Origin of the sequence: Staphylococcus sp. McC-251-APC-3A2 (assembly GCF_009695665.1) — a bacterium.
Lineage (GTDB): Bacteria > Bacillota > Bacilli > Staphylococcales > Staphylococcaceae > Staphylococcus > Staphylococcus cohnii.
On the sequence record NZ_VUNO01000005.1, the window covers coordinates 127,581 to 153,738 of the forward strand.

A 26,158-nucleotide genomic window follows, 5' to 3' on the forward strand; every position below is an offset into this window, starting at 1 on the left:
CGTTGTCTAAATATTTTTATATTTAATCATATAGTAACGAATGTATTCGAAAAATAAAATTAATTTAGTAATTTAATACATCTTTTTATACTAGATAAATAAATTAAAAAGTTTCATACGAGAAAAAAGAGGTTACAATTACAAATAATATTAGGTGTGTAATACATATTAGTTTATAATAACTAGTAAATAATAAATGAAATGTACAATATAAATGATTAGTTTTTAAATTTATTAAGGCAAACGATATAAATACTACACTATAGGTATGAAAATGAGGGGAAATCATGATATATACAATAACAAGCACATTACCACCAGTACATGGAGGTAGAACTAAGGCATTGCTAAGTCGAATAAAATTAATAGATAGTGAATTAGGGATCAAAAGTAAAATTGTAACAACGAATTATAATGCCAATTACCCATCTGTTTATGAAAAGTTTATAAACGAGGAAAAAGTGACAGAGCATACAGAATTTGAAAATATATACGATTGGTTAAGTGGCTTCAAACTATTAGAAATACCGAAGACTAAATTTAAAAAACAACCTAAATATCAAACGATGAACCGTGAACTCAAAGGATTGGAAAGTAAAAGTTTTAATGGTGGCAATGTTATGAGATATTATAAAAATGGTGATTACGTATTGTACAGAAAATATTATAACAATAGTAATATAGTTCAATTTGAAGATTTTATGTCATCTATTAGTAAAAAACGATTAGAACGTTGGGAATACAATAAATTTGGTCAATTGCATAGAAAGATTTTTTACACACATAACCCTTTTTCAAAATTATGTGAGCTCTACTTTGATACACAAGGCGTTATATATTGTAAAAAGTTTTTTAATACAGAACAAGAAAGTTTAGATTATATACAACTTTATAAAAATGATAGACCTTATTTATCCTTCAGTAGTGAAAAAGCCTTATTTAAATATTATTTTGACCATCGCTTCAGTGATGGTGATGTGATATTTAATGATGCCAGACTTTTAGATGAACCATTATTAAATCAAACACATGCAACTAAAAATATTTTGGTTTTTCATAATAGTCATTTGAATGGACAACAAATGAAAGGTTCATATAAATTTGCGTTAAATCATTCTGAAAAAGTAGAAAAATATTTAATATTAACTGAAAAGCAAAAAGAAGATATTATTAGCCAAGTTACATTAGATGAAAGACAATTATCAGTAATCCCACATTCGATTAAAACATATAAATCACATGCAAACGAAAATAAATTAGACCGATTTATTTTTATAGGTAGATTAGGTCTTCAAAAACAAGTAGACCATTTAATTAAAGCGTATAAACAATTTTTAGATTATGGGTATGATACGAAATTATCCATATTTGGTATGGATGAAGATGGACAGAAAAAGGTGTTGTTGGATTTAATTGATCAATTTGGTATTCAAGATAAAGTAGACATCAATGATTTTACGAATAATCCTTTGAAAGAATTTCAACAATCAAAAGCTTCACTTTTAACAAGTAAATTTGAAGGATTTGGCTTAACAGTAATGGAGAGTATCGAAGTCGGTTGTCCAGTCATTGCTTATGATGTTAGGTATGGTCCGTCAGAGATTATAAATCATGGTACGAATGGATATCTCGTTGAGCCGGATAATATTAAAGCATTTGCTGATTGTATGGCTAAAATAATAGATGAACCATTTAATTGCGTACAGACGAGATCAGAGCTTAGTCATGATAAAGCTGTAGAAAATTATAAAAAGTTATTTCAAGACATCGGGCATACTAAATAATATAATTTTTACCCGTGACTCTCTAACATATTTAGTAATAAGCATATTTTATAAAATACAGAATGTACGATAAAACAGTTGTCATTGCTTAACCACAGCAGGGTAACTGTTTTTATAATGTTGTTTTTCATTTTGAAGGTTGATAGTTGTGTTTTGAAATATTAATAAATTCAATAAAATACTTGTCTCTTATATACAGCGTGTTATATTAATGTTAATTGCAATTGTTTTTAAAACTATTTTATTGTCCGTCAATATTTGTTTTGATTATACTTTTTAAAAAGGAGTAACAATGAATAAATTTAAATTATTGATTATCATGTTGTGTTTAGTCTTAGTTGGATGTTCTGCCCAAGACAATGAATCTGAGCATAAAGACAGTAAAAATCATGAAAAACAGCAAAGTAACAATAGTGAAAATAAGCATCATAAAGAAGTGAAGCATGGTGTAACGTATATTGATGATATTTTAATTGTGAACAAAGATATTTCGTTACCAGAACATTTTAATCCTGGAGAAAATAAAGAAGCGCGTGATGCATTACACAAACTTTTAAATGATGGTAATAATCAAGGATTTCAATTATCAAATGCCAGTGGTTTCAGAAGTTACCAAAGCCAAGAACAGTTATTTGATCAATATGTTCAAAGAGATGGAGAAGAAGCAGCCAATAAATACAGTGCGAAGCCAGGCCATTCAGAACATCAAACTGGACTGACATACGATATCGTTTCTGAGAACACAGATACCAACTTTAAAACTTCTTTTGGTAAGACTAAGGAAGGGCAGTGGCTCAAAGATAATGCTTACAAGTACGGTTTTATCATCAGATATCCGAAGAATAAAACGCATATTACAGGTTACCAATATGAACCGTGGCATATCAGATATGTTGGGAAAGATACAGCTAAAAAATTATATAAAAGTAATGAAACATTAGAAGAGTACTTAAACCTATATCCAAAAAAATAAGATTAAACTTGAAGTGTGCTTGATTATTTAATATAAATTTTTAGAGAGGAATGGTCATCATTGTTTAAGAAATTAAGTGTGGTGATGCTAAGTTGGTTGCTTACGTTAACTGCTATTGCACCAATAGCTACAATAACTGCTGAAACAGAAAAATCAGCGAGTCCTAAGCAAAGTGTTAAATACAAACCAGAAAGTGTTAGCGTGACAGCTCAAACAGGTCAAATTTTATATCAAGATAAAGCGGAAAAAGTAACTGATCCAGCTTCGTTGACCAAAATGATGACGATGTATTTGACATTAGATGCGATAGAAAACGGTGATATAAAAGGTACAGACAAAATAAAAATCACTTCAGATTATGCAAATATGTCTGTATTACCTGATTTAGCTAGTGTACCTTTAGAGAGAGGAAAGTCTTACTCTATTAATCAATTTCTTAGACAAATCACTTTAGAATCAAGCAATGCAGCTACACTTATTTTGGGTGAGAAGGTGAGTGGTTCAACATCAAAATTCACAGATGAAATGAACCATAAAGCGAAAAAACTCGGTATGAACCATACGCATTTTGTGAATCCTACAGGTGCAGATAATCATCTTTTACAGCAATATGCTCCAAAGCAATATCAAAAAGAGCGCAAAACACAAACTACTGCAGATGATATGACCATTCTAATGCAAAATATATTAAAAGATCATCCTAAGATTTTAAAATATAGTTCTAAAACAACGGATAAACAATTTGGAACAGAATTAAAAACAAAAAATATTTCTTTAAAGGGACAACGATTTGAATTAAAAGGTGCAGATGGATTGAAAACAGGAACAAGCGATGAAGGTTATAGTTTAGCGTTAACAAGTAAACGTAATGGTTTACGTCTCAATGAAGCGATACTCAATGTGAAACCATTTCCTAGTATGAAAGCTAAAAATGCACGCCATAAAATTGCTAATGCCATTATGAATAAACAATTTAACAAATATGAATATCGAAAAGTGTTAAGTGAAGGAGAACACGAAATTAACGGAAAAACGTACCAAGTTAAGCAAGATTTATATGATGTAGTTCCTAAAAAAATGGATCAGTTAAAGTTTAATGTGAATAAAGAAGGCAAAGTATATGTAGCCTATAAGCGTCAATTTATTAAAGGTACACATGCGCCTCAAGTAGATGCCACAGTTAAAAAAGACGACAATAAATTTACTGCATTTTTCAAAAATTTGTTCAGTAAAGATGCGCATAAAATTTCCCAATATAATCTATGAATTATAAACAAATCGTTCAATTTATCTGCTGATACCACGACTTAATTGTGGCATGTGTCAGCAGATTTTTTGTCATAAAGTCTGCTAAATCTAATAAATTGGTGTTCATTTCAACCATATTCACTGGGTAATAATTGCTTAAAAACGTATTAAGACTTATGGTAGAAGGGTATAGGGGGTTTTATGAATGCGTAAAAAATTCATTAATGCATCAATTTATAAGTATGATGAAGCTTCAGAAATTTTAGTTGAAAACGGTAAGTTTAAAGCATTTGGCAAGAATCTTGATGAAGCGGATGAAGTGATTGATTTAGAAGGTGCTTTAGTTTTGCCACCATATGTTGATGCTCATCTTCATCTAGATTATTATTTTACAGGACAAAATCCTCAAATTAAAAACACATCTGGAACATTGTTTGAGGCTATTGATTTATGGAATGATTATAAAAAAGGCACTACAAAAGAAGAAATGAAATCGCGTATGCGTCAAGCAGTCAACGACGTAGCGAGCTACGGAACACAATATATTCGTGCTCAAACGGATTGTACAGATCCTGATTTAACAGGTATCAAAGCAGCGCTTGAAGTAAGGGATGAATTGAAAGATAATATTACGATTCAGGTTGTGGCATTTCCTCAAAATGGTATGTATGCTTTTGAAGAGCAAGGTAAAACAGGCCGTGATTTAATTGAAGAAGCCTTAAAATTAGGTGCAGATTGTGTCGGTGGTATTCCACACAATGAATGGAGTCCAGAAGCAGGAGCGAAATCAATTAAAGAAATCGTTAGACTCGCTATCCAATATGATAAATTAATTGATGTACACTGTGATGAAACAGATGACGTACAAGCGCGTTTCTTAGAAATATTAAATGCAGAAGTGATGAAACAAGGTTATGGAAATGCTACGACAGCTTCACATACTTGTTCATTTGGTTCAGCTGATGATGCTTATGCATTTCGAATGATGGGGCTATTTCGCCAATCAGGTTTAAACTTTGTCTCTTGCCCAACTGAAAATTTATATTTACAAGGCAGACAAGATAGTTATCCAAAAAGAAGAGGATTAACACGTGTCAAAGAGTTTGTAGATAATGCTATTAATGTGGCTTTTGGTCAAGATTCAATTGTTGATTTATGGTACCCAGCGGGATCAGGTAATTTAATGAATATTTTAGACAATGGCTTGCATGCCACACAATTAATGCGAGAAGAAGATTTTCCACGTAATTTCGATTTAATTACTTATAACGGTGCAAAATTAATGCATTTAGATGAAGTTTACGGTTTATCAGAAGGCAAGCCAGCAAACTTTATCGTGTTGGATGCACCAAATGTATTTGAAGCGCAACGTCGACGTGTTGACTGTCTTGCTTCGATACGTAATGGTGCATATCTATTTAGAAAAGAAAAGCCGAAATATACAACTGCATTAGATATTGATCGCCAAACAAAACAATACTTGTAATTGCATCATATACGATAAAATACTGAGACGATAGAAAGTCTCAGCATTTTTATCTGTATTCATATTGATTGCATTGAAATGCGTATTTTATGAAACTATAATGACGCTCCATTCGTTGAGATAATATTTTTGTACCATTCAAAAGAATCTTTTTTCATACGTTTCATACTTCCGTTACCATAGTTATCTTGATCAACATAAATGTAGCCATAACGTTTTGACATCTCGCTTGTAGACATTGAAATCAGATCGATAGGCGCCCAAGAGAGATAGCCTATTAAGTCCACACCATCTTCGACAGCTTTTTTTGCTTCAGCCATATGTTTACTTAGATAGTCTATGCGATAGTCATCGTGAATTTTTCCATCAACAACTTCATCAACTGCACCTAAGCCGTTTTCAACTATAAATAATGGCACTCTATAGCGATCCCACAATTCATTTAAAACAATTCTTAAGCCGATTGGATCAATTTGCCAACCCCAATCAGAAGCTTCTAAGTAAGGGTTTTTTAAACTGTTCATCAAGTTGCCCTGAGTTGTTTGTCCTTCTGGAGCTACAGATGACAACATCGACATATAATAGCTAAATGATAGATAGTCAACTGTATGTTGTTTAATGATATCTAAATCATTATCTTGAATATCTAATTCAATGCCGTTATCTGTTAAAAATTGTTTGTAAAAATTAGGATATTCCCCTCTAACCTGTACGTCAGTATACATTAAATTCATTTGGTCTTCTTGTTGTGCTTTTAATACATCTTGTGGATTACAAGTATATGGATAATGTTTCATCCTTGCGATCATACAACCCATTTGTGCACTTGGGTCAATCTCTTTTAATTTTTGAGTAGCTAACGCTGATGCTACAAACTGATGATGAAGTGCTTGATACGAAGCTGCAATAGGATGATCTAATTTATCTGAAATGATACCAGCTCCTGTAAAAGGTGAGATATTAATCACATTGATTTCGTTAAATGTTATCCAATATTTTACATCATTTTTATAACGATTGAAGACCGTTTCGGCATAGTGAACAAAATGATCAACGACCTTACGATTAATCCAACCATTATATTTTTCAGTTAAACCAAAAGGTGTCTCATAATGGCTTAAAGTTACAACAGGTTCAATATTATATGATTTTAATGTTTTAAACACATCATCATAAAATGCAAGCCCCGCTTCGTTTGGCTCATTTTCGTATCCCTTTGGAAAAATACGTGACCAATTGATAGACATTCTAAATGCTTTAAATCCCATTTCAGCAAACAACTTAATATCTTCTTTATAGTTATGATAAAAATCTATACCAACACGTTTAGGGAAGTGGCCTTGGTACTGACCTGATTTAACTTTATCAATGAAATCTGATGTTACTTCCATATGATTATCACCTGTGCGTTGACTTTTAGGAACATATTCTGAAAAGTCAGCACTCGACAAACCTTTACCATCAATGTTAAATGCGCCTTCTATTTGGTTAGCTGCGGTTGCGCCACCCCATAAAAAATTCTTTTTAAAACCTTTAATATTTTCCATGTTAAATACCTCACTCACTTTTTTTGAATTAGTATGATAAATTTTCGCCATTACTTTGAATAACCTTTTGATACCAATAGAATGAATCTTTACGGTATCTATTTAATGAACCATTTCCTTGATTGTCTCTATCAACATAAATAAAACCATAACGCTTTTTCATTTCTCCACTACCTGCTGAAACTAAATCTATACAACCCCATGAAGTATATCCAAGGAGTGGGACGCCATCTTTTACCGCTTCGATCATTTGATTTAAGTGGTCACTTAAATATTTAATTCTATAAGTATCATGAATACTGCCATCATCTTCAAGTCTATCAATTTCACCTAAGCCATTTTCTACGATGAATAAAGGTTTTTGATAGCGGTCATATATTTGATTCATTGTCACGCGTAATCCTACGGGATCAATTTGCCAGCCCCAATTTGATGCTTCTAAGTATGGATTTTTAAGAGAAGCAAAAGCATTACCAGCTTCTTTGTTTTGGTTGATTTCATCATCACCGCTTTCAAGTCGGCTTGAATAATAAGAAAATGAAATATAGTCCACTGTGTATTGTTTTAAAATTTCATCATCACCAGTTTGTTTATCGATGGAAACATCTAAATCTTCAAACATACGTTTACTATAGTTAGGGTATTCACCACGAGTTTGAACATCTATAAAGATATATTGTTCTCGATTTTTAGAAAGTGCAGCCATCACATCATTTGGATGAGACGTATTTGGATATACATCACCAGCAGCCAACATACAACCTATTTGATTTGTATCGTCAATTTCTTTAGCGATTTTCGTGGCTAAGCTTGATGCGATAAGTTGATGATGTGCGGCTTGGTACATAACCTGATTTTTATTTTCATTATCTGGAATAATTAAGCCACCACCAATATAAGGAATGTGTAAAATCATGTTAATTTCATTATGCGTAATCCAATACTTAACTTGGTTACTATATCGCTTAAATAGGACAGTTGCATAATTTAAAAAGAAATCTACGGTTTTACGGTTATACCATCCACCATAATTTTTAGCTAAATAATATGGTGTATCAAAATGATTGATTGTAACAATGGGCTCAATACCATATTTTTCTAAAGTTTCGAAGATTTTATCATAAAAAGCCAAGCCTTTTTGGTTTGGTTCTGTTTCATCACCATTTGGAAAAATTCTTGGCCAAGAGATTGAAAAGCGTAATGCTTTAAAACCCATTTCGGCGAATAATTTGATATCTTCTTCATAATGGTGATAAAAGTCGATTGATTGATGACTAGGATAAAAATCAAAAGTGTTATTCAGTCCTTTAGCTGGGTTGAATAGTGGTTCTTTACGCGCTTCTCCTGCTGGTAGTAGGTCTACCAAACTAAGCCCTTTACCATTTTTATCGTACGCACCTTCAACTTGGTTCGCGGCGATAGCGCCACCCCATAAAAAATCTTTGCCTAATACTGACATGATATTGCCTCCTTATATTTAATAAATGACAGAAATTAATGAATCTCTTTCTTTAACTGTTTGTTGTTCTTCTATCACAACGTCTTTGGTTGCGTTTGTGTTTGTTACTACTATCATTACAGTGTCATCATATGCATTTTCTTGTATTTTTTGTGAGTCAAACTGTATAAGTGGCTGGTTGACTGTAACTGTATCTCCTTGGCTTACGAGTGGCTTAAAACCTAAGCCGTCTAGTTTCACGGTATCGATGCCGATATGGATAAGCAATTCTGTACCATTTTTGGATTTTAAGCCGATTGCATGACCAGTAGGGAATAAACTTTCTACTGTTGCCTCAAATGGTGCAATAATCGTATCAGATGATGGTTTAATAGCAATCCCTTTGCCCATTGCAAGAGATGAGAATACAGGGTCATCTACAAGTTCAAGGTTTTTCATTTCACCAGAGACAGGAGATACAATAAAATCATCTTTTGGTTCAGTAATAGCTTCATCAACTGAAGCGCTTGATGCATTATTTTTGGCATCATCCTTTTGTTGTTCTGATTCTGGTGCAGTAGCTTGGACTTCTTGTTCATTTTTATCAGAGTGCACAAGATACCCAACGATACTACCCACTAATACGGCTAACAATGAAGCGATAATAGTTGCCCAGAATGCAAAGTTCAATCCACTTTCTCCGATAAACGTAGTATAACCAAAGATACCAAGGCCTCCCATAAAATACATTTTGGTACCTGCGAAACCTATGAAACCACTAAACAATCCACTAATGATACAGCTATAAATAAAGAGTTTTTTTCTTGGTAAAGTAACACCGTAAATTGCAGGCTCTGTTACACCAAAAATGCCAGATATAGCTGCTGGTAAAGATATCGATTTTAGTTTAGTATTTTTAGTTTTTAAGAAAAGCCCAATAACGATTCCAGTTTGAGCAAATGAAGCGGCGAATATTAAGGGGTTAATGATATCGTAACCAGACGTAGAAACATTATTGATCATAAATGCAACTAGACCCCAATGAATACCAAATATGACAAAGACTTGCCAAAATGCACCTAATAGCAAACCGGCTAATATAGGACTTAAGCCATAGATGTTTATTGCTCCTGAACCAATCCAATTAGCAACCCATGAAGATATTGGTCCGATTACGATAAATGTTATCGGAACAATGATTAGCAAGGTGAAAAATGGGACAAAGAATGTTTTGACAACATCAGGAATAATACGTTTTAATTTTCTTTCCCAAATACTCGCAAAATAGATAGCTACTATAATAGGAATAACACTAGATGTATAATTCATAGAAATTACTGGAATTCCTAAAAAAGATAAATTTGATTCGACTTCAAAAATTGTACCACCGAAAAGTGTATGCGCGCCTTTTGCTCCAAACTCCATTGCAGAAACTAAAGTTGGATACACAATTGCTGCCCCGATAGCCATGCCAATAAAATGATTGGAACCAAACTTTTTGGCAGCAGTAAAACCTAAAAATACTGGGAAGAAATAGAATAACGCGTCACCTAATGCAAATAATATTTGATATGTTCCAGATGATTCTGTTAACCAGCCAAGTGCTAAGAATAATGCAGCAAAACCTTTAATCATCCCAGCAGCTGCAAGAATACCAAGAATCGGTTGGAAGATACCTGAAATTAAATCAATAAATCGATTTAATATGTTACCTGATCCTTTCTCTTGTGATTGATCATCACTAGCTGAATCAAGATGAGTCACTTTAGTAATTGCATCGTAAACATCGGGAACATGGTTACCAATCACAACCTGGTATTGTCCGCTAGATTGCATAACTGTTACAATTTCATCATGATTTTTTTAAAATTCTGTATCGGCTTTGCTCTCATCTTTTAGTTTGAAGCGTAAGCGTGTAATACAATGTGTAAGCGAGTTGATGTTTTCTTCACCACCAACTTTTTCAACAATTTCTTGTGCTAAATTTTCATATTTCATTGGTTCATTCACCTCAATTTTTAATTAGTTTCCTAGCTACATCATGTTTTTGAATGTTATTTTGAGTGGCCACTCAATGAAATTAAAGCAGTTTGAAAACAAGTAATAAGCTAAAAAATAAAAAAACCCAGAATAATACACATACGTCCCTACACAAAAGGTTCGTAATGCATTACTCTGGGTTTTGCCTACTTAAAGTTACAACCCCAAACGTTGATAGCAACGTCAAAAGTAACAATATATAAGTTTAAACACAGTATAGTCTCTATAAAAATAAATGTCAACGCTTACATTTACTATTTTAACAGTCTTGCGATATGCAAGATTAAATAAACACGTTCATCGTTAGATATTTTGTGGTTATAATGTTTGAATAAAAAATCTGCTATTTTATCGACACAAACATCGGATTTAGCATACTTTTGTCTTAAAACATCAAGTAAGTTTTCATCTGTAACTTCACTTAAAGATTGTTGATTAATTAGCCTTTGGCTAAAAGACTTAAGGTGTGTCATAAATCTAGAATAATTGAGTTCATCTTCGTTGATAGAGAGATTGAAATGATAACGAACAATATCAACAATACTTTTAGTGATTTTAGTAATTTCATAAATATTTGCAATATTTTCATCTAAACTAGCATTCACAATATGCATAGCAATAAATCCAATTTCATCTTTTGGCAACGTTACATTGAAATATTGATTGATTTTGTGTAATCCATCACGGGCTACGTCATATTCTTTGGGGTAAAGCGTGCGTATTTCATAAAGTAATGGATTTTTGATATCAAAACCTTCATGTGTGCGTTCGATGGCATAATTTATATGGTCAGTTAATGCGATATATATCGATTCTGAAATAGGTGAATCATAAAGTTTATTAGCTTCTTTAATGATTTGTTCGCTGACTAAAAGGACATCTTGATTGATTTCATCTAATAAAGTTAACATGCGTTCTTGATCTTGACTTGTTAAGCGAAACACTTTTTCAATTTTATCACGTTCTAATTGTTGGCCGTTTTTCTTACCAAATGCTAAGCCGTTTCCCATGACGATGCGCTCATTCCCATTAATTTTAGATAGCACAACGTTATTATTTAATATTTTAGTAATTTTCATAATAAAACATTCCCTTAGTTATATGATTTCGAATGCTTACATATTAAATATAGTTGAGAAGGTGTTCAATAGTCAAAATTTATTCTTTAATCTTATTATGAAATTTTATTTTAGTAGGAAAAAAGTTTGTATTAATATAAAAATTATAAAAAGCGAGCACAGTTTAAGTGCTCGCTTTTTGCTTATCTTTTTTAAATTTTAATAATCTCAATGAATTTAAAATAACTAGGATAGCAGCTCCAGTGTCACTTAGAACAGCTAACCATAAAGTTAATAACCCAGGAAATACCAATATAAAAGCAATCAATTTGATAATTACTGAAAAGTAAATATTTTGCTTAATAATTGTTTTAGCTTTTTTACTAATTGAGATAGATTTTGGAAGTTGTTGTAAGTTATCTGACATTAAAACAATATTTGCTGTTTGCATTGCGGTATCAGAACCAACGCCTCCCATAGCAATTCCTACATCACTTTGAGCAAGTGCAGGTGCATCATTGATACCATCGCCAACCATACCAACTTGATAACCACGTTTTTGTAAATCTTCAATTGCTGATAATTTATCTTTAGGCATTAATTTTGCATAAGTTTCGCGAATGCCTGCAAGAGCTGCAATTTTGTTTGCGGTCTCTTGATTATCACCAGTTAACATAACGGTATTTTTAATGTTGTATTTTTGCAACTGATGAATAGTTGCTTTTATGTTTTCTCTTAATGGATCTTCTATAGTGATCAAACCATAAAAGGTCGTCGTAGAGGATATGATAATGATGGTGTAACCTTGTTTTTCATAATAACTAAACATTGATGCATGCGTTTTGATTTTAGGATTGATAGTCTCAATTAAGCTTTGATTTCCGGCGTAAACGGTTTGATTATCTATTTTACCTTTTATACCTTTGCCAGTTATATTTTCAAAATCACTAACATGTTTTGGTGTAATATTTAATTTAGAGGTGTAGTCAACAATAGCTTTACTGATAGGATGTGTTGAATAAGCTTCCAAGCTAAGTGCAAGCTGTAATAGTGTTTGTTCGTCACTTTCCATATGCTTAACAGCTGTTACCTTAGGTTTTCCTTCAGTGAGTGTTCCTGTTTTATCAAATGCTATTGCATTTAAAGAACCTAATGCTTCTAAATAATTACCACCTTTAATAAGTACACCATTTTTTGCCGCGTTACCGATTGCCGTCACTATAGCAACAGGCGTTGAAATGACTAACGCACATGGACAAGCGATGACAAGTAACTCTAGTCCTTTATAGAACCATTCACCCCAGGAGCCTAATGTAAGCATAGGTGGTATGAGCATTACTAATAGTGCTAATACAAAAGCAACAGGTGTGTAAATTTCTGAAAACTTGTCAATAAACGCTTGTGCAGGTGCTTTATTTTCTTGTGCTGCTTCTACCATCTCAATGATTTTTGAAAGTGTTGTATCTTCTACTAATGTAGCAACTTTAATTTTTAATGTACCATTTTCATTAATAGAACCAGCATAAACATCATCATTCGTCGTTTTATCAACAGGTATAGATTCTCCGGTAATAGGTGATTGATTTAAGCTAGACGTTCCTTCAGTAATGGTGCCGTCTAATGGTATGCGTTCTCCAGGTTTCACAAGAATAATATCGCCAACGTGAATCTCATGTAAGTCTTTAGAGATAATACCTTTTTGGGTATATAAGTTGGCAGTATTAGGTGTTAATTCCATGAGTGATTGAATGGAGTTTCTTGTTTTATCTATCGAAATTGTTTGTAATAAAGTACCAATTGTGAATAGGAAAATAACAATAGCACCTTCGAAAAATTCACCTATCAGCATAGCACCAATAACTGCGACAGTCATTAAAACGTTCATATCCAAACTTTTAGATTTTAGTGAATAAAATGCACTTTTAAATGGTTTAAGTCCGCTAACCAATATGGCAACTGTATATAAAATATTAGAAATTTCAATTGGTAGTGATGTTATTGACATTAATAGTCCAAGTAAAATGAATGCGGCAGAAATGATGGGTTTGATAAATAATCTTAACTTCTGATCATTATCTTTTTTATTATTTTGTAAAATTGCAGTATAACCAATTTTCGCTACTTCTTTTATTATATTTTTTTCATTTTGTCCATCCATACTGGCTTGTAGTTTTCCTGTAGAAAAGTTAACTTGTGCATCTTTAACATACGGGAGGTTCAACACATGCTTTTCAACGGTTTTAGCACAGTTCCCACAGTCCATTCCTTTGATAATAAAAGTGGTTTGTGTTGATTGTGATTGAGTGTTTTGAATCCCATAACCTAGTTTTTCGACTGTTTTTACAATTTGGTTAGTCGTATCTGTAGTACTCACTTCTGCTGTTAATTTGCCAGTAGAGAAGTTAACTTTTGGATTATAAACATCATCTAATGGTAAGAGTGCTTTTTCTATCGTTGTGGCACAAGAACTACAATCGATACCATTAACTTGAAAAGTAAATTTCTGTAATGTATCGGATTCGTTTGTTATATTTTCCGACACTTTTTCATTGTTCGTATTTTGACAAGTGTTAGTGCAACAAACATCAGACGATTTATTCATTAGCATCATCCATTCTTAAGTTATTATGGTATTTGCAAGTGATAATATCATCTTTTGTTTCTTCTACGATATGATCTACCAGGCTCAATAATTCTAAAATATATGGATTTTTAATTTGGTAATAAATATATTTACCATCTTGTCTAGCGGTTACTAAACCACATTCTTTTAAACAAGCTAAGTGTTGAGAAATGCTAGATTGGCTCATTTTTGAGCTTGAAACAATTTCATTAACAGTCATTTCGGATACCTTTAATAATTCTAAAATAGTTAATCTCACTTTATTAGAAAGTCCATGTAAAAAACGTGCCTGTAATGTAAAATCATTACTATTCATTTTGAACACCTCATATTAGTAAAACTTAATATATAACATATTAGCATTACCTAATATGTTATGGAAGAGACTATCGTTAAAAATAAAAAAATGATATAAATTTGTTGGATTTTAGAGGGGGCAAGTGAAAGGTATAAATAATTGTAGGTGTTAGATAAAAATGAATTAAATTACAGCTATGTTTTGAAGAGGGTTCAATATTCATGTGCTAATATACTATGACCAAAAAAGAAATATGTAAAAAAAGAGTTGAATCGAATATATTTCTTATTTTTAAGCGGCTGCGTTTTGTTTGATATTATGAAATATAGGCATTCAACTCATTTTGAAGTAGTGGTCATTAAACCGTTTGATAAATGTTATTCTTATCCACGCTGCAAGATTATATCTATTATTGTTCACTTATATTGTATTGTTCTTTTGCTATTAATCGTAACGGGCCATAAAAAACAATTTTAAATAGGCTATCTACTAAAGTTTGTGGATCAATTTTCCGATTATCTTTCACCCAATATTTAATGAAAGAAATAGATGCACCTGCTACATAACTATGAAAATAGTCTAATGGAATGCCATCAACTGTATCTTTTGTTACTAAATGTTTTTTCATATTTTCATACATTACCTGGCTTATTTTTGTTTCTAACTGACTTCTTCTTTCTAACATAAATATGGTTTTATAGAATTCAAAATTTGTATTGATATGAAGGATAATTCTTTTTAACTTTTCTTCAGTAAAAATACGTGCAAACGCTTCTGCATCCATACCTACATAAAATTTATCTTTCGTGTTTAATGTTTTAGACAATTCTTCAATGTAATCATTCTCCATTTTATTTAATAACATATATTTATCTTCGTAATGGAGATAAAAAGTGCCGCGATTAATATCAGCTTTGTGTGTAATATCACTAATCGTTATTTTATCTAAATCTTTTTCATTTAATAATTGTATAAAAGCATGTTTAATAGCATTTTGTGTTTTTCTAACACGTCTGTCTTCCGCCATATGTTGAATCTCCTTTGTATTTAATAGACATTTATATCAAAAGTGTTCATTAAAGAACGTATTGAACATCATTGCATATTGTATATCATTTAGTAATTATTATAATGGACAATGTGATAAATATTCAACACTTTGTTTATTAAATAGGAGGGAATCATAAATGAATATTTTTAAAAATAAGTTATTATGGCTTGCACCGATTGCAGCTATTCTAATATTTGTAATATTTTCAGTCGCTTTTTATCCAGCATTTAACCCTAAACCCAAAGATATTCCAATTGCAATTGTTAACAACGATAAAGGTGTTGATATGCAAGGTAACAAGATTAATATAGGTAAAAATTTAGAAGATAAATTGCTAGATAGTAATTCCAATACGATTAAATGGATTCAAGTTGATAATGAAAAAGATTTAAAACAAGGTATGAAAGAACAAAAATATTTTGGAGCAGCTGTTATAGAAAATGATTTTTCAAAAAATGCGCTAAGCAAAACACAAAAAGTCGTGATGGATGCTAAAAAAGAAGAAATGAAAGATAAAGTTCAATCTGGAGAAATACCAGCAGCACAAGCCAAAAAGATGCAAGAAAAGATGTCACAATCTGGCGAGAATCAACAAATAAAGCCTCAAAAAGCAAGTTTTAAAACATTTATCAATGATGGTGCAGGAACACAAGTTTCACAAATGTCTTCTCAAGTTTTAAAAGGCATGGGTGATAACATGAACCAACAAATTACCAAACAAAGCTTGGATATTTTAGAAAAGCAAAACATTGATTTGAAACCATCAGATATTCAAAGTTTAACGCACCCAGTTAAAGTAGATAATGAAAAAGTAAATAAAGTAAATAGTCATCAAGCAGGTGGAAATGGTCCGTTCTTAATGTTTATGCCTGTTTGGATGGGATCAATTATTGTTTCGGTATTACTATTCTTTGCATTTAGAACAAGTAATAACATAGCGATACAACACCGCATTATTGCATCACTAGGGCAAATTGCTATGACCATTGTTACGGCATTTGTAGGAGCTTTCACATATGTGTACTTTATGAAAATAGTATTAGATTTTAATTTCAATGCGCCTAATACAACAGCTACATTTATTGCATTAGCAATCATGGGATTTGTCGGATTAATTCTAGGTACGATGACTTGGTTAGGTTTGAAATCTGTACCAATCTTTTTCTTATTAATGTTTTTCAGTATGCAATTAGTAACATTGCCAAAACAAATGTTGCCTGATTTTTATCAAAAATATATTGTCGATTGGAATCCATTTGCACATTATGCAAACTCATTAAGAGAAATTTTATATTTACATGGAAGTATTCAATTAGATACAACGATGTGGATGTTTATCGGATTTATGATTTTCGGTGCTGTTTCTGCACTGATTGCAGCTATTATTAGAAAGCACAGTACAAAACGTACAGAAATTCCTTCCTAAATTTTAAAATGCCCACAAAAAGTAGTGATTAAAAGCTAACTTTTTGTGGGCAATTTTCATGAAATTTAATATTAATGACGATATACAAGATGGTGAAAAGGAAAAAACGAGAGTCTTTAATTTAAAAAGTATTCACTTTATTAAAAAAAGAAAACTAACATTTATTACTAGTGTTAGTTTCACTGCTTCGGTAGTCTGGGTATGATATAAAAGAGTATTAACCTATGTTGAAGGAGTGTTCCTTTTGAAAAATACATTGGAATTCGGAAAGTTATTAAAATCATTAGACGGACAAAAATATGGTGCATATAAACGACTTAAAGGTGAATATGCTTTTGATAAATTCCATTTAATTATAGATCATATACAAGCAGATCCTTATGCACCGCCATCTAAAGTGCGTGCCAAAATGCAACGTCATATTGCCAATATCCCCGATGAATTATTAGATTCAAAAAATAAAAAAATTGCTGTATCTGATTTTTTAACAAGGGCGTTTAGCAAAAGTATTAGCAAAGTGCTTAAATCTGATCAAGTCTCTAAAAAGAGACCGGATATTTTTATAGATCACTGTGGCCAAGAAATATTACAACGTACTTCTGTAGTCATTACTCATAGCGAAATTGAAGTTCGTTTTGAAGTAGGGTTACCAGCAGCAGGAAGAAAAATTTTAGGAAAAGTTGCCCATCATATTTTCATAGATTTACTACCTGAAATAGTAGAAAAAGCATTATTGTATAAACATATCAATCGTGCTGCATTAAATGATCAAGTGACTACGATGATAGATCAAGTATTTATACGCGATGCACTGTCACGACAGAATTTAGTTGCATTTGTAGCGAATGATTCTATATTACCCAGGAAAAGTGGCGTGTCTGACACACCTTTACCCGGTGCTGTAAAATTCCAAAGTCCACAAGAATTTGAAATTCAATTGAATTTACCTAGTGGAAAGACAGTTAGCGGTATGGGCATACCTAAAGGCATTACACTCATTGTTGGTGGTGGATTTCATGGTAAATCAACACTACTAGAAGCTTTAGAGCGTGGTGTATATCACCATATTCCAGGTGATGGACGTGAACTCATTATTACGTGTAACGATGCGATGAAAATCCGTGCTGAAGATGGAAGAAGTATCGAAAAAGTAAATATTGAGCCTTTTATAAATAATTTACCAGGTAAAAAAGATACTACTCAATTTTCTACTGAAAATGCGAGCGGTAGTACATCACAAGCAGCAAATGTTATAGAAGCCTTAGAATCTCAAACTTCGTTATTATTAATAGATGAAGATACGTCTGCAACAAATTTTATGATTAGAGATAGCAGAATGCAAAAATTAATCGCACCTGAAAAAGAGCCCATCACGCCTTTCGCTATGAAAGTAAAATCTCTATACCATGATTATCATGTTTCAACAATTCTAATTGTAGGAGGTTCTGGCGATTACTTCGATGTGGCTGATCAAGTATTAATGATGGATGAATATGTATTAAAAGACGTTACTCGTAAAGCTAAAGCAATTGCTAGCGAAGATAGTCACTCAAAAGATGAAGCGTCACTATGCCAATTCGGACAAACTTCGCAAAGAATACCACTGAAATCTAGTTTTTCAAATAAAGGTAAAGATCGACGTTTTAAAGTAAAAGGTATGCATACGATTTTATATGGTAAAGAACGAATTAATATTTCAGGATTAGAACAACTTATCGATGCTAGCCAAACGAATTGCATAGCAACCATGATAGATTATTATCAAAGTAATTTGTTGAATGAACAAGATACGATATCTCAAGCAGCTGATAAAATTTTTGATTTGATTAGTGAAAAAGGGTTAGATATCATTTCACCGCATCAAGGACATCCTGGTAATTTAGCATTGCCGAGAAAACAAGAATTCTGTGGTGCACTCAATCGCTATAGAGGATTAAATATTAAAACACATTAAAAAACAGGGGTGGAACAAGTAATAAGTATGTTCCACTCCTGTTTTCTGTTTCAATATAATCTTAGACACCCGGTTAGTCTGAACTAATACAAGCGGGAGCCTAACTGCTATGTGGATTAAGCCAAAGGTTTAACTGTGATAAATATAAGATGACTTGTGAATTTAAATAAATTTTGGTTTACTCCTCAGACTCTGTGTATTCTATAATGTCTGCAGGCTGGCAATCGAGCGCTTTACATATGGCATCTAATGTTGAAAAACGTATTGCTTTTGCTTTGCCTGTTTTCAAATTCGATAAATTTGCTACAGTAATATCAATTTCATTTGCTAATTCACTGAGTTTCTTTTTTCTATCAGCTAATATTCGATCTAATCTAACTACAATCATTTATCTTATCTCCTAAACGGTATAATCAAACTCATCTTGTAAGAATGCACCATATTTAAAAACATTTCCTATAATCCAAATAACGATACCCGCTAAAATAAGTGTGAAATTAAAATTAAAAAAGAAATCTGCAAAGGTTTCGATATCTTTATCTATCAGTGCATACAATTTAGCATTTTGCCCTAAAAAATTATAAACCATAAAATTACTTGCCAATTCAATAAATGCCTCAAATACACCTAATACAATAAAACAATAAGAAATTAAAATAATGATGTTTGCATTTTTATCTGTAAAAATTTGTCCTCTGCTAACATTTTTAAGCCATTTTCTGACATATGTAATCACCAGAATATAGATTGCAATTAATACAATTATTAATAATAGCATTAATATAACAGATGGTTTGGGAAAAGTAATACTATTTAGGTCATGTTTTGTAATTTCATGTGAATTTAGTCCTAATGAATCTACCCAAAAAGGTTTATTTGCTTTATCTAATTGTGAGTTAATAAACGAGGAAGGAATGATTAATAGCGCTATAATTGCGATAATAATTGGTAACATACTAAGAGATGTTAAGACCAAAGCGATAGTTGCTAAAATAGTTAACGTTTTGACTAAAATACTAAAATGTTTGCTTTTAATTGTAGACATATTGGCGCTCCTTTTAATTTGTTAACTTCATTATAACTAAAACATATCGAAAATCAATACTTTTTTATCGATTAACGATAAAACTAATAGGTGGAAATCGAATTGGATCGTTAGATATTACAAAAGGGAAATATAGTAATGTGATTGTGAAAATGTGTAGAAGTGGGTTTAACAAGGGGAATATATAACGCGGAAAATAATCAAAAACATTTATAACCGTATTTTTTATATAACAATAACAAAAAAGCCATCATAGGTAACTTTTACCTATGATGGCTTACATGATTTATTAATATTCAATATTTGGTGCTTTGTTTACATGTTGTTGGTAACGTTTAAGACCTGCAAATGCTAATGCGCCTACAGCCACAACAATTAATAATTTTTTCATACATTTCGCTCCTTTAAGTGAATCAATGATAACAAAGTATTTCTAAAAAATACCAATGAAACAAAGATTAAAGAACCAATAAACATTTAGTGATGATAAAATTTTTCAAAACACATCTTGAAAGATGTGTTTTGAAAATAAACTGTTATTGTAGGTTCATAAATAGGTGTTTAACACCATCTTAATCTCAGTTCATTTTAGTTTTTACACTTAAGCAATCAAAAGTTTATTCGTAATAATTTAATTCAAGATCTTTTGAAGTTTGTTGACGTGTTTTTCTCATTAAATCAACATCTTCAATTAATGATTTACCATAAGAAGGAATCATTTTTTTGATCTTAGGTTCCCAATCATTTTTATATTCAGAGAAGTTTTTCTCTAATACTTCTAATGCAACAGATACAGAAGTTGATGCTCCTGGTGATTCACCAAGTAATGCAATTACGGAATGATCTTCAGAGTTTACAACTTCTGTTCCGAATTGGATGAAGCCTTTACCATATTCTTCAGTATCTTTAATCACTTGAACACGTTTACCAGCAGTATATAATTGCCAATCTTCATCGCGTGCTTCTGGATAGAAAGTACGTAAGTGGTTCATGCAACCTTCTTTTGTCATTAAAATTTGGTCAAATGAATATTTAAGTAGCGGTAAGTTTTTCGCTGCCGCTGCTAATAATGTTGTGATGTTACTTGGTTTAACAGATTTAAATAAATCTAAGTTTGAACCATATTTTAAGAATTTAGGACCAATACTTGCGAACGGTCCAAATAATAATGTTTTTTGGCCATTAATGAAACGTGTGTCTAAATGTGGCACAGTCATTGGTGGTGTGCCTGGTGGTTCTTTACCATACACTTTGGCACCATGTTCTTCAATCACATTTGGATTTGTACATGTTAAGAATTGACCTGTGATAGGGAATCCGCCTAAGTTTTTACTTTCAGGGATACCTGTTTTTTGTAGTAATGGGATAGCAGCACCACCAGCACCGATAAATACATAATCAGCTAACTGTGTTTGTGTTTCGCCAGTATTTGCGTTACGGATTTGAACTTCCCATTTACCATCGTTACGTCTATTGAAATCAAGTACTTCATGATGGTATTGAACTTCTACTTTTGGATTTTTTTCAAGGTTTCTCGCCATTTTACGAGTTAATTCACCAAAGTTTACGTCAGTACCTTCATTAATTTTGCTGGCAGCCATAATATCGCTTGCGCTATGACCTTGCATCATTAATGGAATCCATTTTCTCATTTCTTCAATGTCTTCGGTATATTCGATATCATCAAACATAGGGAAGTTTTTCATTGCTTCATAACGGTCTTTTAAAAATTTAACGTTATTTTTACCTCTTACAAAACTAATGTGTGGTAATGGATGAATGAATTCTCTAGGGTTTTCGATATAGTTATTTTTAACTAAATAGCCCCAGAATTGTTTAGAGATTTCAAATTGTTCATTAATCTCTTTTGCTTTTTCAATATCAATTGAACCATCAGGTTGCTGAACTGTATAGTTCAATTCGCAAAGTGCAGCATGTCCTGTACCTGCGTTATGACGTTCGTTTGAACTTTCGTCACCAGGACGATCTAAACGTTCGTACAGTTTAATGTTCCAATTTGGTTCAAGCTCATTAAGCATAGAACCAAAAGTAGTACTTAATACACCGGCGCCAATAAGAATGACGTCTTTTGACTCAGTTTTAGCCATAGTTCCTCACCTTTCATTCTTAATAACATCAGTAACAATTTGTCATACATTGTCACTCATCTTATGTCTTTATTTACTATTATATTACGCGACTCTCACATGTAAAAATACATATTAATCATATAACACATTCCTATTTGGAATATGTGAGCTTACTTTTAATAATTTACCCTATATTTCAAGTATAAATCATTAAAAGTAAGTGATAATAATTGTTATATAGTAATATTACATTATAATTTCTATAAATTTCAATCAAATATGCCTTAATAAAATATAAATAGATTAGAAATAAAAATTAGAGGTCTTAATTTGTGTTTTTGCACTTACTTTTAACATTTCAATTATTTAATCAGTAAAATGTTTCATATGAAACATAGATATAAAATCATGTTTATCAATCATAGGTCTTTATCATTTTATAAGAAAAATCAGTGAAACTTTGTTATACTTATCAATAAAATGTAAGCGCTTACTAAATTGTTTGATAAAGGAGACTCTATAATGAAAGATAAAGTAATAATGGTGACAGGTGGAAGTAGTGGTATGGGGAAAGCAATGGCGAAACGTTTTGCTGAAGAAGGTGCGAACGTTATTATAACAGGTAGATCGTTAGAACGTTTAGAAGCAACTAAAAAAGAAATCGAACACCGAGAAGGACAGATTTTATGTATTGATATGGATGTTCGTGATGTTGAACGCGTGCAGTATACAGTGGATGAAGCCATTAATACTTTTGGAAAGATAGATGGTTTGGTGAATAACGCAGCTGGCAACTTTATATGTGCTGCGGAAGAACTATCGACGAATGGTTGGAATTCTGTCGTAGATATTGTGTTAAATGGAACTTGGCATTGCACACAGGCTGTTGGAAAAAAATGGATTGAACAAGGGTATCATGGACGTATTATCAATATGGTGGCAACATATGCATGGCGTTCAGGGCCGGGTGTTGTACATTCTGCTAGTGCAAAAGCGGGTGTGTTAGCTATGACAAGAACGCTCGCTGTAGAGTGGGGTTCAAAGTATGGCATTACCGTAAATGCTATTGCTCCAGGTCCTATAGATAATACAGGAGGCTCTGGAAAACTTAGTTTATCAGAAGACGCACGCCAACAAACATTGGATAGTGTACCATTAGGCCGCATGGGTCAGCCAGAAGAAATTGCAGGATTAGCTAAGTTTTTATTTTCGGAAGAAGCGAATTACATTAATGGTGCTTGTATGACAATGGACGGCGGTCAATGGCTTAATCAAAACGCGTTTTAACATAATAGAGTGTTTGTAACATTTTATATAGCTTTCATTAATATTAACAGGCTGTGACAAATTAATCGTCCCAGCCTGTTATTCATTATAATGGTTCAATCACTCGCTAATGTTAGCAATGTCGAGTTTATTATAGAGAATAATTTTTTACATTAAATTAATCCGAGCCAATGCCAATAAGTGGCACTAAATAAAATAATAAGTAAATAGCCAATAACGGTTATAGGTATCCCTGTTTTTAAAAAATCTTTAACAGTAAATGTTTCTGTACCATAGGCCAACATTGATTGTGGTGAGCTTACGGGTAATAAGAAACCAAAGCTGATAACGAATTGCTGTATGAGTACAAATCCAATAGACTGATTTCCTAAATCTAACGTAGTAGTTAGTGAAATAAATACAGGTATTAGTGCTGATGCTAAGCTTGTTGCACTTGCAAAACCTAAATGTATTAAAATATTGAATAGTGCAATTAATGCAATTGTTACTAAAAGGGGATAGTGATTTAAACCCATGATACCAAAGGTTTGATCACTCAACCATTGGGCGGCTGTAGTTTTTAATAGTACATTTCCTAAAGATATGCCGACGCCAAATACAATAATTGTTCCCCAAGGTATACGACTTTCAGCTTCTTTCCAGGACATAACACCAATTTTAGGAGTTAACATAATAGCCAATGCTAATAAAATGATTGAAGATGAATCAATAGGATGTAATATCTTTTCGGTAGACCAAAGTATTAATAAAATGATGGATATGCTAATTAAACGCCATTCTTTAGAAGTTACAGGTCCCATAGCTTTTAACTGTTGCTGAATTAATGATTTGCCTCCCGAAAGTTCTTTTTCTTCTGGGGGCATGACTTTAAGCATGATAAAATAAAGCGCAATTGACATTAACATGGACCATGGCCCAGCATATAAGAACCACTGTCCCCACGATATATCAGCATTTAACTGATCATTGATAAAGTTAATTGCGACAATGTTTTGTGCAGCTGCAGTTTTAATACCAATATTCCATATAGAAACTGCTTGTACAGCTGTGATAACTAAAAGTCCAGCTAATTTACTTTGTTTAGCAACGCCGAATGCTGTTATCATTCCTAATAATATAGGAATAACAGCACCTGCTCGTGCAGTAGCAGAGGGAACGAAAAATGCTAAAAATATTGCCACTAATATCGTTCCAATAACGATACGATTTGTCTTATTGCCTGCTACGGAAAGTACAATTAGTGCAAGTCTTTTATGAAGTTGTGTAATTTGCATAGCTGTTGCTAAAAAAAGAGCAGCTGCAACTAAAGCTAATGCACTGGTAGAAAACCCACTAAAAGCAAGTTTTAAAGCATTACCTGTTCCGAAAAGTGAATCTCCCTTCAATATTTCACCATTTGACTGAGGATAGCCTAGCGATTCAGATAAATTTTGTACCGGACTGAAACCTATTAATAGAATAATGAGTCCAACAATCATGACCGCAGAAACTGGATAAGTCACTGCTTCAGTTACCCATAATATGACTGCAAATAGCAATATTGCTAATGCGCTTTTAGCCATAAGGGGTAAACTTTCTGGTGTAGGTAATATCAAAATCGTGATTAAGATAATCATACTTGTGATTAACCAAAATGGCTTGAAATTAGATGTAGACTTGGTAGATGAATCTTTACTCATAAATTTCCACTCCCTTGTTAAATCCTTCACAATAATATTACAAATTTTATTAAGTTGTATCATTATAATTTAGGAAAGTTCATAAAAATTTACTAATTATGTATTTGTCATATCATTAATTTTATAAATTTTATGCTAATAACTAGGGAGAATACTTTTGTTATGAATATGAGTAGATGCATTCCTAAATTCTACAATAAATAGTATGAAAGTTTAAATAGTCATAAATAGGCAATAGCATTACTAATGGAAAAATTAAAGATGCTATTAAACATTTAATAAATAAAAAAGGTGATTAATATGGATGTTAGATTTCCAATTGGTGAATTAGAAGTGCCAAATAAAGTAACATTAGAAGATATCCAAAAATGGCTTAGTGAAATTGAGTCGTATGCATATAGACTGAGGCAAACTGTAGCTCATTTAAATGATGAAGCATTAAACAAGCAATATCGAGACAAAAGTTGGACTGTGCGACAACTCGTTCATCATATAGCAGATTCCCAATTAAATATGTTTCAACGCTTAAAATTAGCGCTAACAGATACGAATCCAGTTGTTGATCCTTTTATTCAAGATGAGTGGGCAAAACTTGCTGATAGTCAACTGCCTATAGAAAGTTCCCTTAAAATGTTAGAGGGTATAAATGAACGTATTATAGCTATTGGCAATCATTTAACAGAAAGTGATTTGAATCGTACATTTACATTAAGAGGAAGCGGAGAAATATCTGTTGCAACTAAAGTTGCTAAATTAGCTTGGCACGAAGAACATCATTTAGCGCATATTAAAATAGCATTATCATAATGAATATAATGGCGAGGCCGTTCAATTTTAATCATTGAACGGTTTTTTAAATATATAAAATAGCAAATTGACTAACTAGAATAATTGTCACACTAATTACAATTATGTTACAGAAAAAATAAGTTTAAAAAGCACTTTATTCACTTTAGCAATAGGTTTTTTTACAAAATATCTTTTAATTTTCATTCAATTTTATGTAATTATTATGTAAAATGCACGGGGGTTTTTTAATTTCGCTGTAACCTACAAGGTTTTTATGGATGTTATAGTATTTACTGGAAATTGGTTGAAACAGCATTGGATTTTACAAAAAATAGTTGGTTT

19 protein-coding genes and 1 pseudogene are annotated in these 26,158 nt (G+C 32.1%); 8 read left to right on the forward strand and 12 right to left on the reverse strand.

Annotation, left to right across the window (positions count from 1 at the left end; all coding sequences use genetic code 11):
• Positions 1-287: 287 nt before the first annotated feature.
• The 4 genes from FYJ81_RS10825 (at position 288) to FYJ81_RS10840 (ending at position 5,491) form a co-directional block, all read left to right on the forward strand.
• Positions 288-1,784, forward strand: coding sequence for a glycosyltransferase (locus FYJ81_RS10825; protein ID WP_107523758.1), 1,497 nt, complete (start codon positions 288-290; stop codon positions 1,782-1,784).
• Positions 1,785-2,076: 292 nt separating this feature from the next.
• Positions 2,077-2,757 carry a M15 family metallopeptidase gene (locus tag FYJ81_RS10830; protein WP_107523407.1) on the forward strand — a complete coding sequence of 227 codons (681 nt, stop codon included), beginning with the start codon at positions 2,077-2,079 and terminating at the stop codon, positions 2,755-2,757.
• Positions 2,758-2,817: 60 nt separating this feature from the next.
• The gene (gene pbp4 / locus FYJ81_RS10835; RefSeq protein WP_107523406.1) at positions 2,818-4,023 is read left to right on the forward strand and encodes a penicillin-binding protein PBP4; all 1,206 of its coding nucleotides are present in this window, start codon (positions 2,818-2,820) and stop codon (positions 4,021-4,023) included.
• A 187-nt stretch (positions 4,024-4,210) separates the two neighbouring features.
• Positions 4,211-5,491 carry an amidohydrolase family protein gene (locus tag FYJ81_RS10840; protein WP_107523405.1) on the forward strand — a complete coding sequence of 427 codons (1,281 nt, stop codon included), beginning with the start codon at positions 4,211-4,213 and terminating at the stop codon, positions 5,489-5,491.
• Positions 5,492-5,586: 95 nt separating this feature from the next.
• On the opposite strand, the gene FYJ81_RS10845 is transcribed toward FYJ81_RS10840, so the two are convergent.
• From FYJ81_RS10845 to FYJ81_RS10875, 7 genes and pseudogenes are all read right to left on the reverse strand, one after another.
• Entirely contained in the window at positions 5,587-7,038 is a 1,452-nt protein-coding gene (locus tag FYJ81_RS10845) for a glycoside hydrolase family 1 protein (protein WP_107523408.1), read from the reverse strand.
• Between the two features lie 28 nt (positions 7,039-7,066).
• Positions 7,067-8,497 carry a 6-phospho-beta-glucosidase gene (locus tag FYJ81_RS10850; protein WP_107523404.1) on the reverse strand — a complete coding sequence of 477 codons (1,431 nt, stop codon included), beginning with the start codon at positions 8,495-8,497 and terminating at the stop codon, positions 7,067-7,069.
• An 18-nt stretch (positions 8,498-8,515) separates the two neighbouring features.
• Positions 8,516-10,474 (reverse strand): annotated as a pseudogene (locus FYJ81_RS10855) (beta-glucoside-specific PTS transporter subunit IIABC).
• A gap of 296 nt (positions 10,475-10,770) precedes the next feature.
• Positions 10,771-11,595: a BglG family transcription antiterminator LicT gene (gene licT / locus FYJ81_RS10860; protein ID WP_107523403.1), complete on the reverse strand. Its 825-nt coding sequence runs from the start codon at positions 11,593-11,595 to the stop codon at positions 10,771-10,773.
• 163 nt (positions 11,596-11,758) lie between these two features.
• Entirely contained in the window at positions 11,759-14,176 is a 2,418-nt protein-coding gene (locus FYJ81_RS10865) for a heavy metal translocating P-type ATPase (RefSeq protein WP_154409637.1), read from the reverse strand.
• Positions 14,169-14,513 carry an ArsR/SmtB family transcription factor gene (locus FYJ81_RS10870; protein WP_040030586.1) on the reverse strand — a complete coding sequence of 115 codons (345 nt, stop codon included), beginning with the start codon at positions 14,511-14,513 and terminating at the stop codon, positions 14,169-14,171. Before FYJ81_RS10870 ends, FYJ81_RS10865 begins: the two co-directional genes overlap by 8 nt.
• 391 nt (positions 14,514-14,904) lie before the next feature.
• Positions 14,905-15,522, reverse strand: a complete 618-nt coding sequence (locus FYJ81_RS10875) for a TetR/AcrR family transcriptional regulator (protein WP_107385881.1) — start codon at positions 15,520-15,522, stop codon at positions 14,905-14,907.
• A gap of 160 nt (positions 15,523-15,682) precedes the next feature.
• Here FYJ81_RS10875 and FYJ81_RS10880 point away from each other — a divergent pair, with 160 nt between their 5' ends.
• Together FYJ81_RS10880 and FYJ81_RS10885 are read left to right on the forward strand one after the other, a co-directional pair.
• Positions 15,683-16,972 (forward strand): YhgE/Pip domain-containing protein, encoded by a 1,290-nt coding sequence (locus FYJ81_RS10880; protein WP_107504717.1) that lies wholly within the window; start codon positions 15,683-15,685, stop codon positions 16,970-16,972.
• Positions 16,973-17,216: 244 nt separating this feature from the next.
• Positions 17,217-18,926 carry an ABC-ATPase domain-containing protein gene (locus tag FYJ81_RS10885; protein ID WP_107523400.1) on the forward strand — a complete coding sequence of 570 codons (1,710 nt, stop codon included), beginning with the start codon at positions 17,217-17,219 and terminating at the stop codon, positions 18,924-18,926.
• Positions 18,927-19,104: 178 nt separating this feature from the next.
• Here FYJ81_RS10885 and FYJ81_RS10890 read toward each other — a convergent pair whose 3' ends face one another.
• The 4 genes from FYJ81_RS10890 to lqo form a co-directional block, all read right to left on the reverse strand.
• A complete protein-coding gene (locus FYJ81_RS10890) occupies positions 19,105-19,314 on the reverse strand; it encodes a helix-turn-helix domain-containing protein (protein ID WP_019469249.1) in 210 nt (69 codons plus the stop codon).
• Between the two features lie 12 nt (positions 19,315-19,326).
• Positions 19,327-19,971 (reverse strand): DUF2975 domain-containing protein, encoded by a 645-nt coding sequence (locus FYJ81_RS10895; protein ID WP_107383487.1) that lies wholly within the window; start codon positions 19,969-19,971, stop codon positions 19,327-19,329.
• Positions 19,972-20,260: 289 nt separating this feature from the next.
• Complete coding sequence (locus FYJ81_RS10900) at positions 20,261-20,362, reverse strand: SE2200 family small protein (RefSeq protein WP_019469251.1); 102 nt, start codon at positions 20,360-20,362, stop codon at positions 20,261-20,263.
• 226 nt (positions 20,363-20,588) lie between these two features.
• Positions 20,589-22,079 (reverse strand): L-lactate dehydrogenase (quinone), encoded by a 1,491-nt coding sequence (lqo, locus tag FYJ81_RS10905; RefSeq protein WP_107383486.1) that lies wholly within the window; start codon positions 22,077-22,079, stop codon positions 20,589-20,591.
• A gap of 504 nt (positions 22,080-22,583) precedes the next feature.
• Here lqo and fadH point away from each other — a divergent pair.
• The gene (gene fadH, locus FYJ81_RS10910) at positions 22,584-23,348 is read left to right on the forward strand and encodes a 2,4-dienoyl-CoA reductase (protein WP_107383485.1); all 765 of its coding nucleotides are present in this window, start codon (positions 22,584-22,586) and stop codon (positions 23,346-23,348) included.
• Between the two features lie 152 nt (positions 23,349-23,500).
• On the opposite strand, the gene FYJ81_RS10915 is transcribed toward fadH, so the two are convergent.
• Entirely contained in the window at positions 23,501-25,027 is a 1,527-nt protein-coding gene (locus FYJ81_RS10915; RefSeq protein WP_107523689.1) for an SLC13 family permease, read from the reverse strand.
• A gap of 300 nt (positions 25,028-25,327) precedes the next feature.
• Here FYJ81_RS10915 and FYJ81_RS10920 point away from each other — a divergent pair, with 300 nt between their 5' ends.
• On the forward strand, positions 25,328-25,834 hold the full coding sequence (locus tag FYJ81_RS10920) for a YfiT family bacillithiol transferase (protein WP_107383483.1): 507 nt from the start codon (positions 25,328-25,330) through the stop codon (positions 25,832-25,834).
• The last annotated feature ends 324 nt before the right edge of the window (positions 25,835-26,158 follow it).

Excerpts from the sequence above, each read along its gene's own strand:
- FYJ81_RS10830 (WP_107523407.1), top strand. The coding sequence starts at position 2,077 with ATGAATAAATTTAAATTATTGATTATCATGTTGTGTTTAGTCTTAGTT.
- FYJ81_RS10875 (WP_107385881.1), bottom strand. The coding sequence starts at position 15,522 with ATGGCGGAAGACAGACGTGTTAGAAAAACACAAAATGCTATTAAACAT.
- FYJ81_RS10895 (WP_107383487.1), bottom strand. The coding sequence starts at position 19,971 with ATGTCTACAATTAAAAGCAAACATTTTAGTATTTTAGTCAAAACGTTA.
- FYJ81_RS10920 (WP_107383483.1), top strand. The coding sequence starts at position 25,328 with ATGGATGTTAGATTTCCAATTGGTGAATTAGAAGTGCCAAATAAAGTA.
- licT (WP_107523403.1), bottom strand. The coding sequence starts at position 11,595 with ATGAAAATTACTAAAATATTAAATAATAACGTTGTGCTATCTAAAATT.
- FYJ81_RS10880 (WP_107504717.1), top strand. The coding sequence starts at position 15,683 with ATGAATATTTTTAAAAATAAGTTATTATGGCTTGCACCGATTGCAGCT.
- FYJ81_RS10870 (WP_040030586.1), bottom strand. The coding sequence starts at position 14,513 with ATGAATAGTAATGATTTTACATTACAGGCACGTTTTTTACATGGACTT.
- lqo (WP_107383486.1), bottom strand. The coding sequence starts at position 22,079 with ATGGCTAAAACTGAGTCAAAAGACGTCATTCTTATTGGCGCCGGTGTA.
- FYJ81_RS10890 (WP_019469249.1), bottom strand. The coding sequence starts at position 19,314 with ATGATTGTAGTTAGATTAGATCGAATATTAGCTGATAGAAAAAAGAAA.
- FYJ81_RS10915 (WP_107523689.1), bottom strand. The coding sequence starts at position 25,027 with ATGAGTAAAGATTCATCTACCAAGTCTACATCTAATTTCAAGCCATTT.
- FYJ81_RS10865 (WP_154409637.1), bottom strand. The coding sequence starts at position 14,176 with ATGAATAAATCGTCTGATGTTTGTTGCACTAACACTTGTCAAAATACG.
- FYJ81_RS10825 (WP_107523758.1), top strand. The coding sequence starts at position 288 with ATGATATATACAATAACAAGCACATTACCACCAGTACATGGAGGTAGA.
- FYJ81_RS10845 (WP_107523408.1), bottom strand. The coding sequence starts at position 7,038 with ATGGAAAATATTAAAGGTTTTAAAAAGAATTTTTTATGGGGTGGCGCA.
- FYJ81_RS10850 (WP_107523404.1), bottom strand. The coding sequence starts at position 8,497 with ATGTCAGTATTAGGCAAAGATTTTTTATGGGGTGGCGCTATCGCCGCG.
- fadH (WP_107383485.1), top strand. The coding sequence starts at position 22,584 with ATGAAAGATAAAGTAATAATGGTGACAGGTGGAAGTAGTGGTATGGGG.
- FYJ81_RS10840 (WP_107523405.1), top strand. The coding sequence starts at position 4,211 with ATGCGTAAAAAATTCATTAATGCATCAATTTATAAGTATGATGAAGCT.
- FYJ81_RS10900 (WP_019469251.1), bottom strand. The coding sequence starts at position 20,362 with ATGAAAAAATTATTAATTGTTGTGGCTGTAGGCGCATTAGCATTTGCA.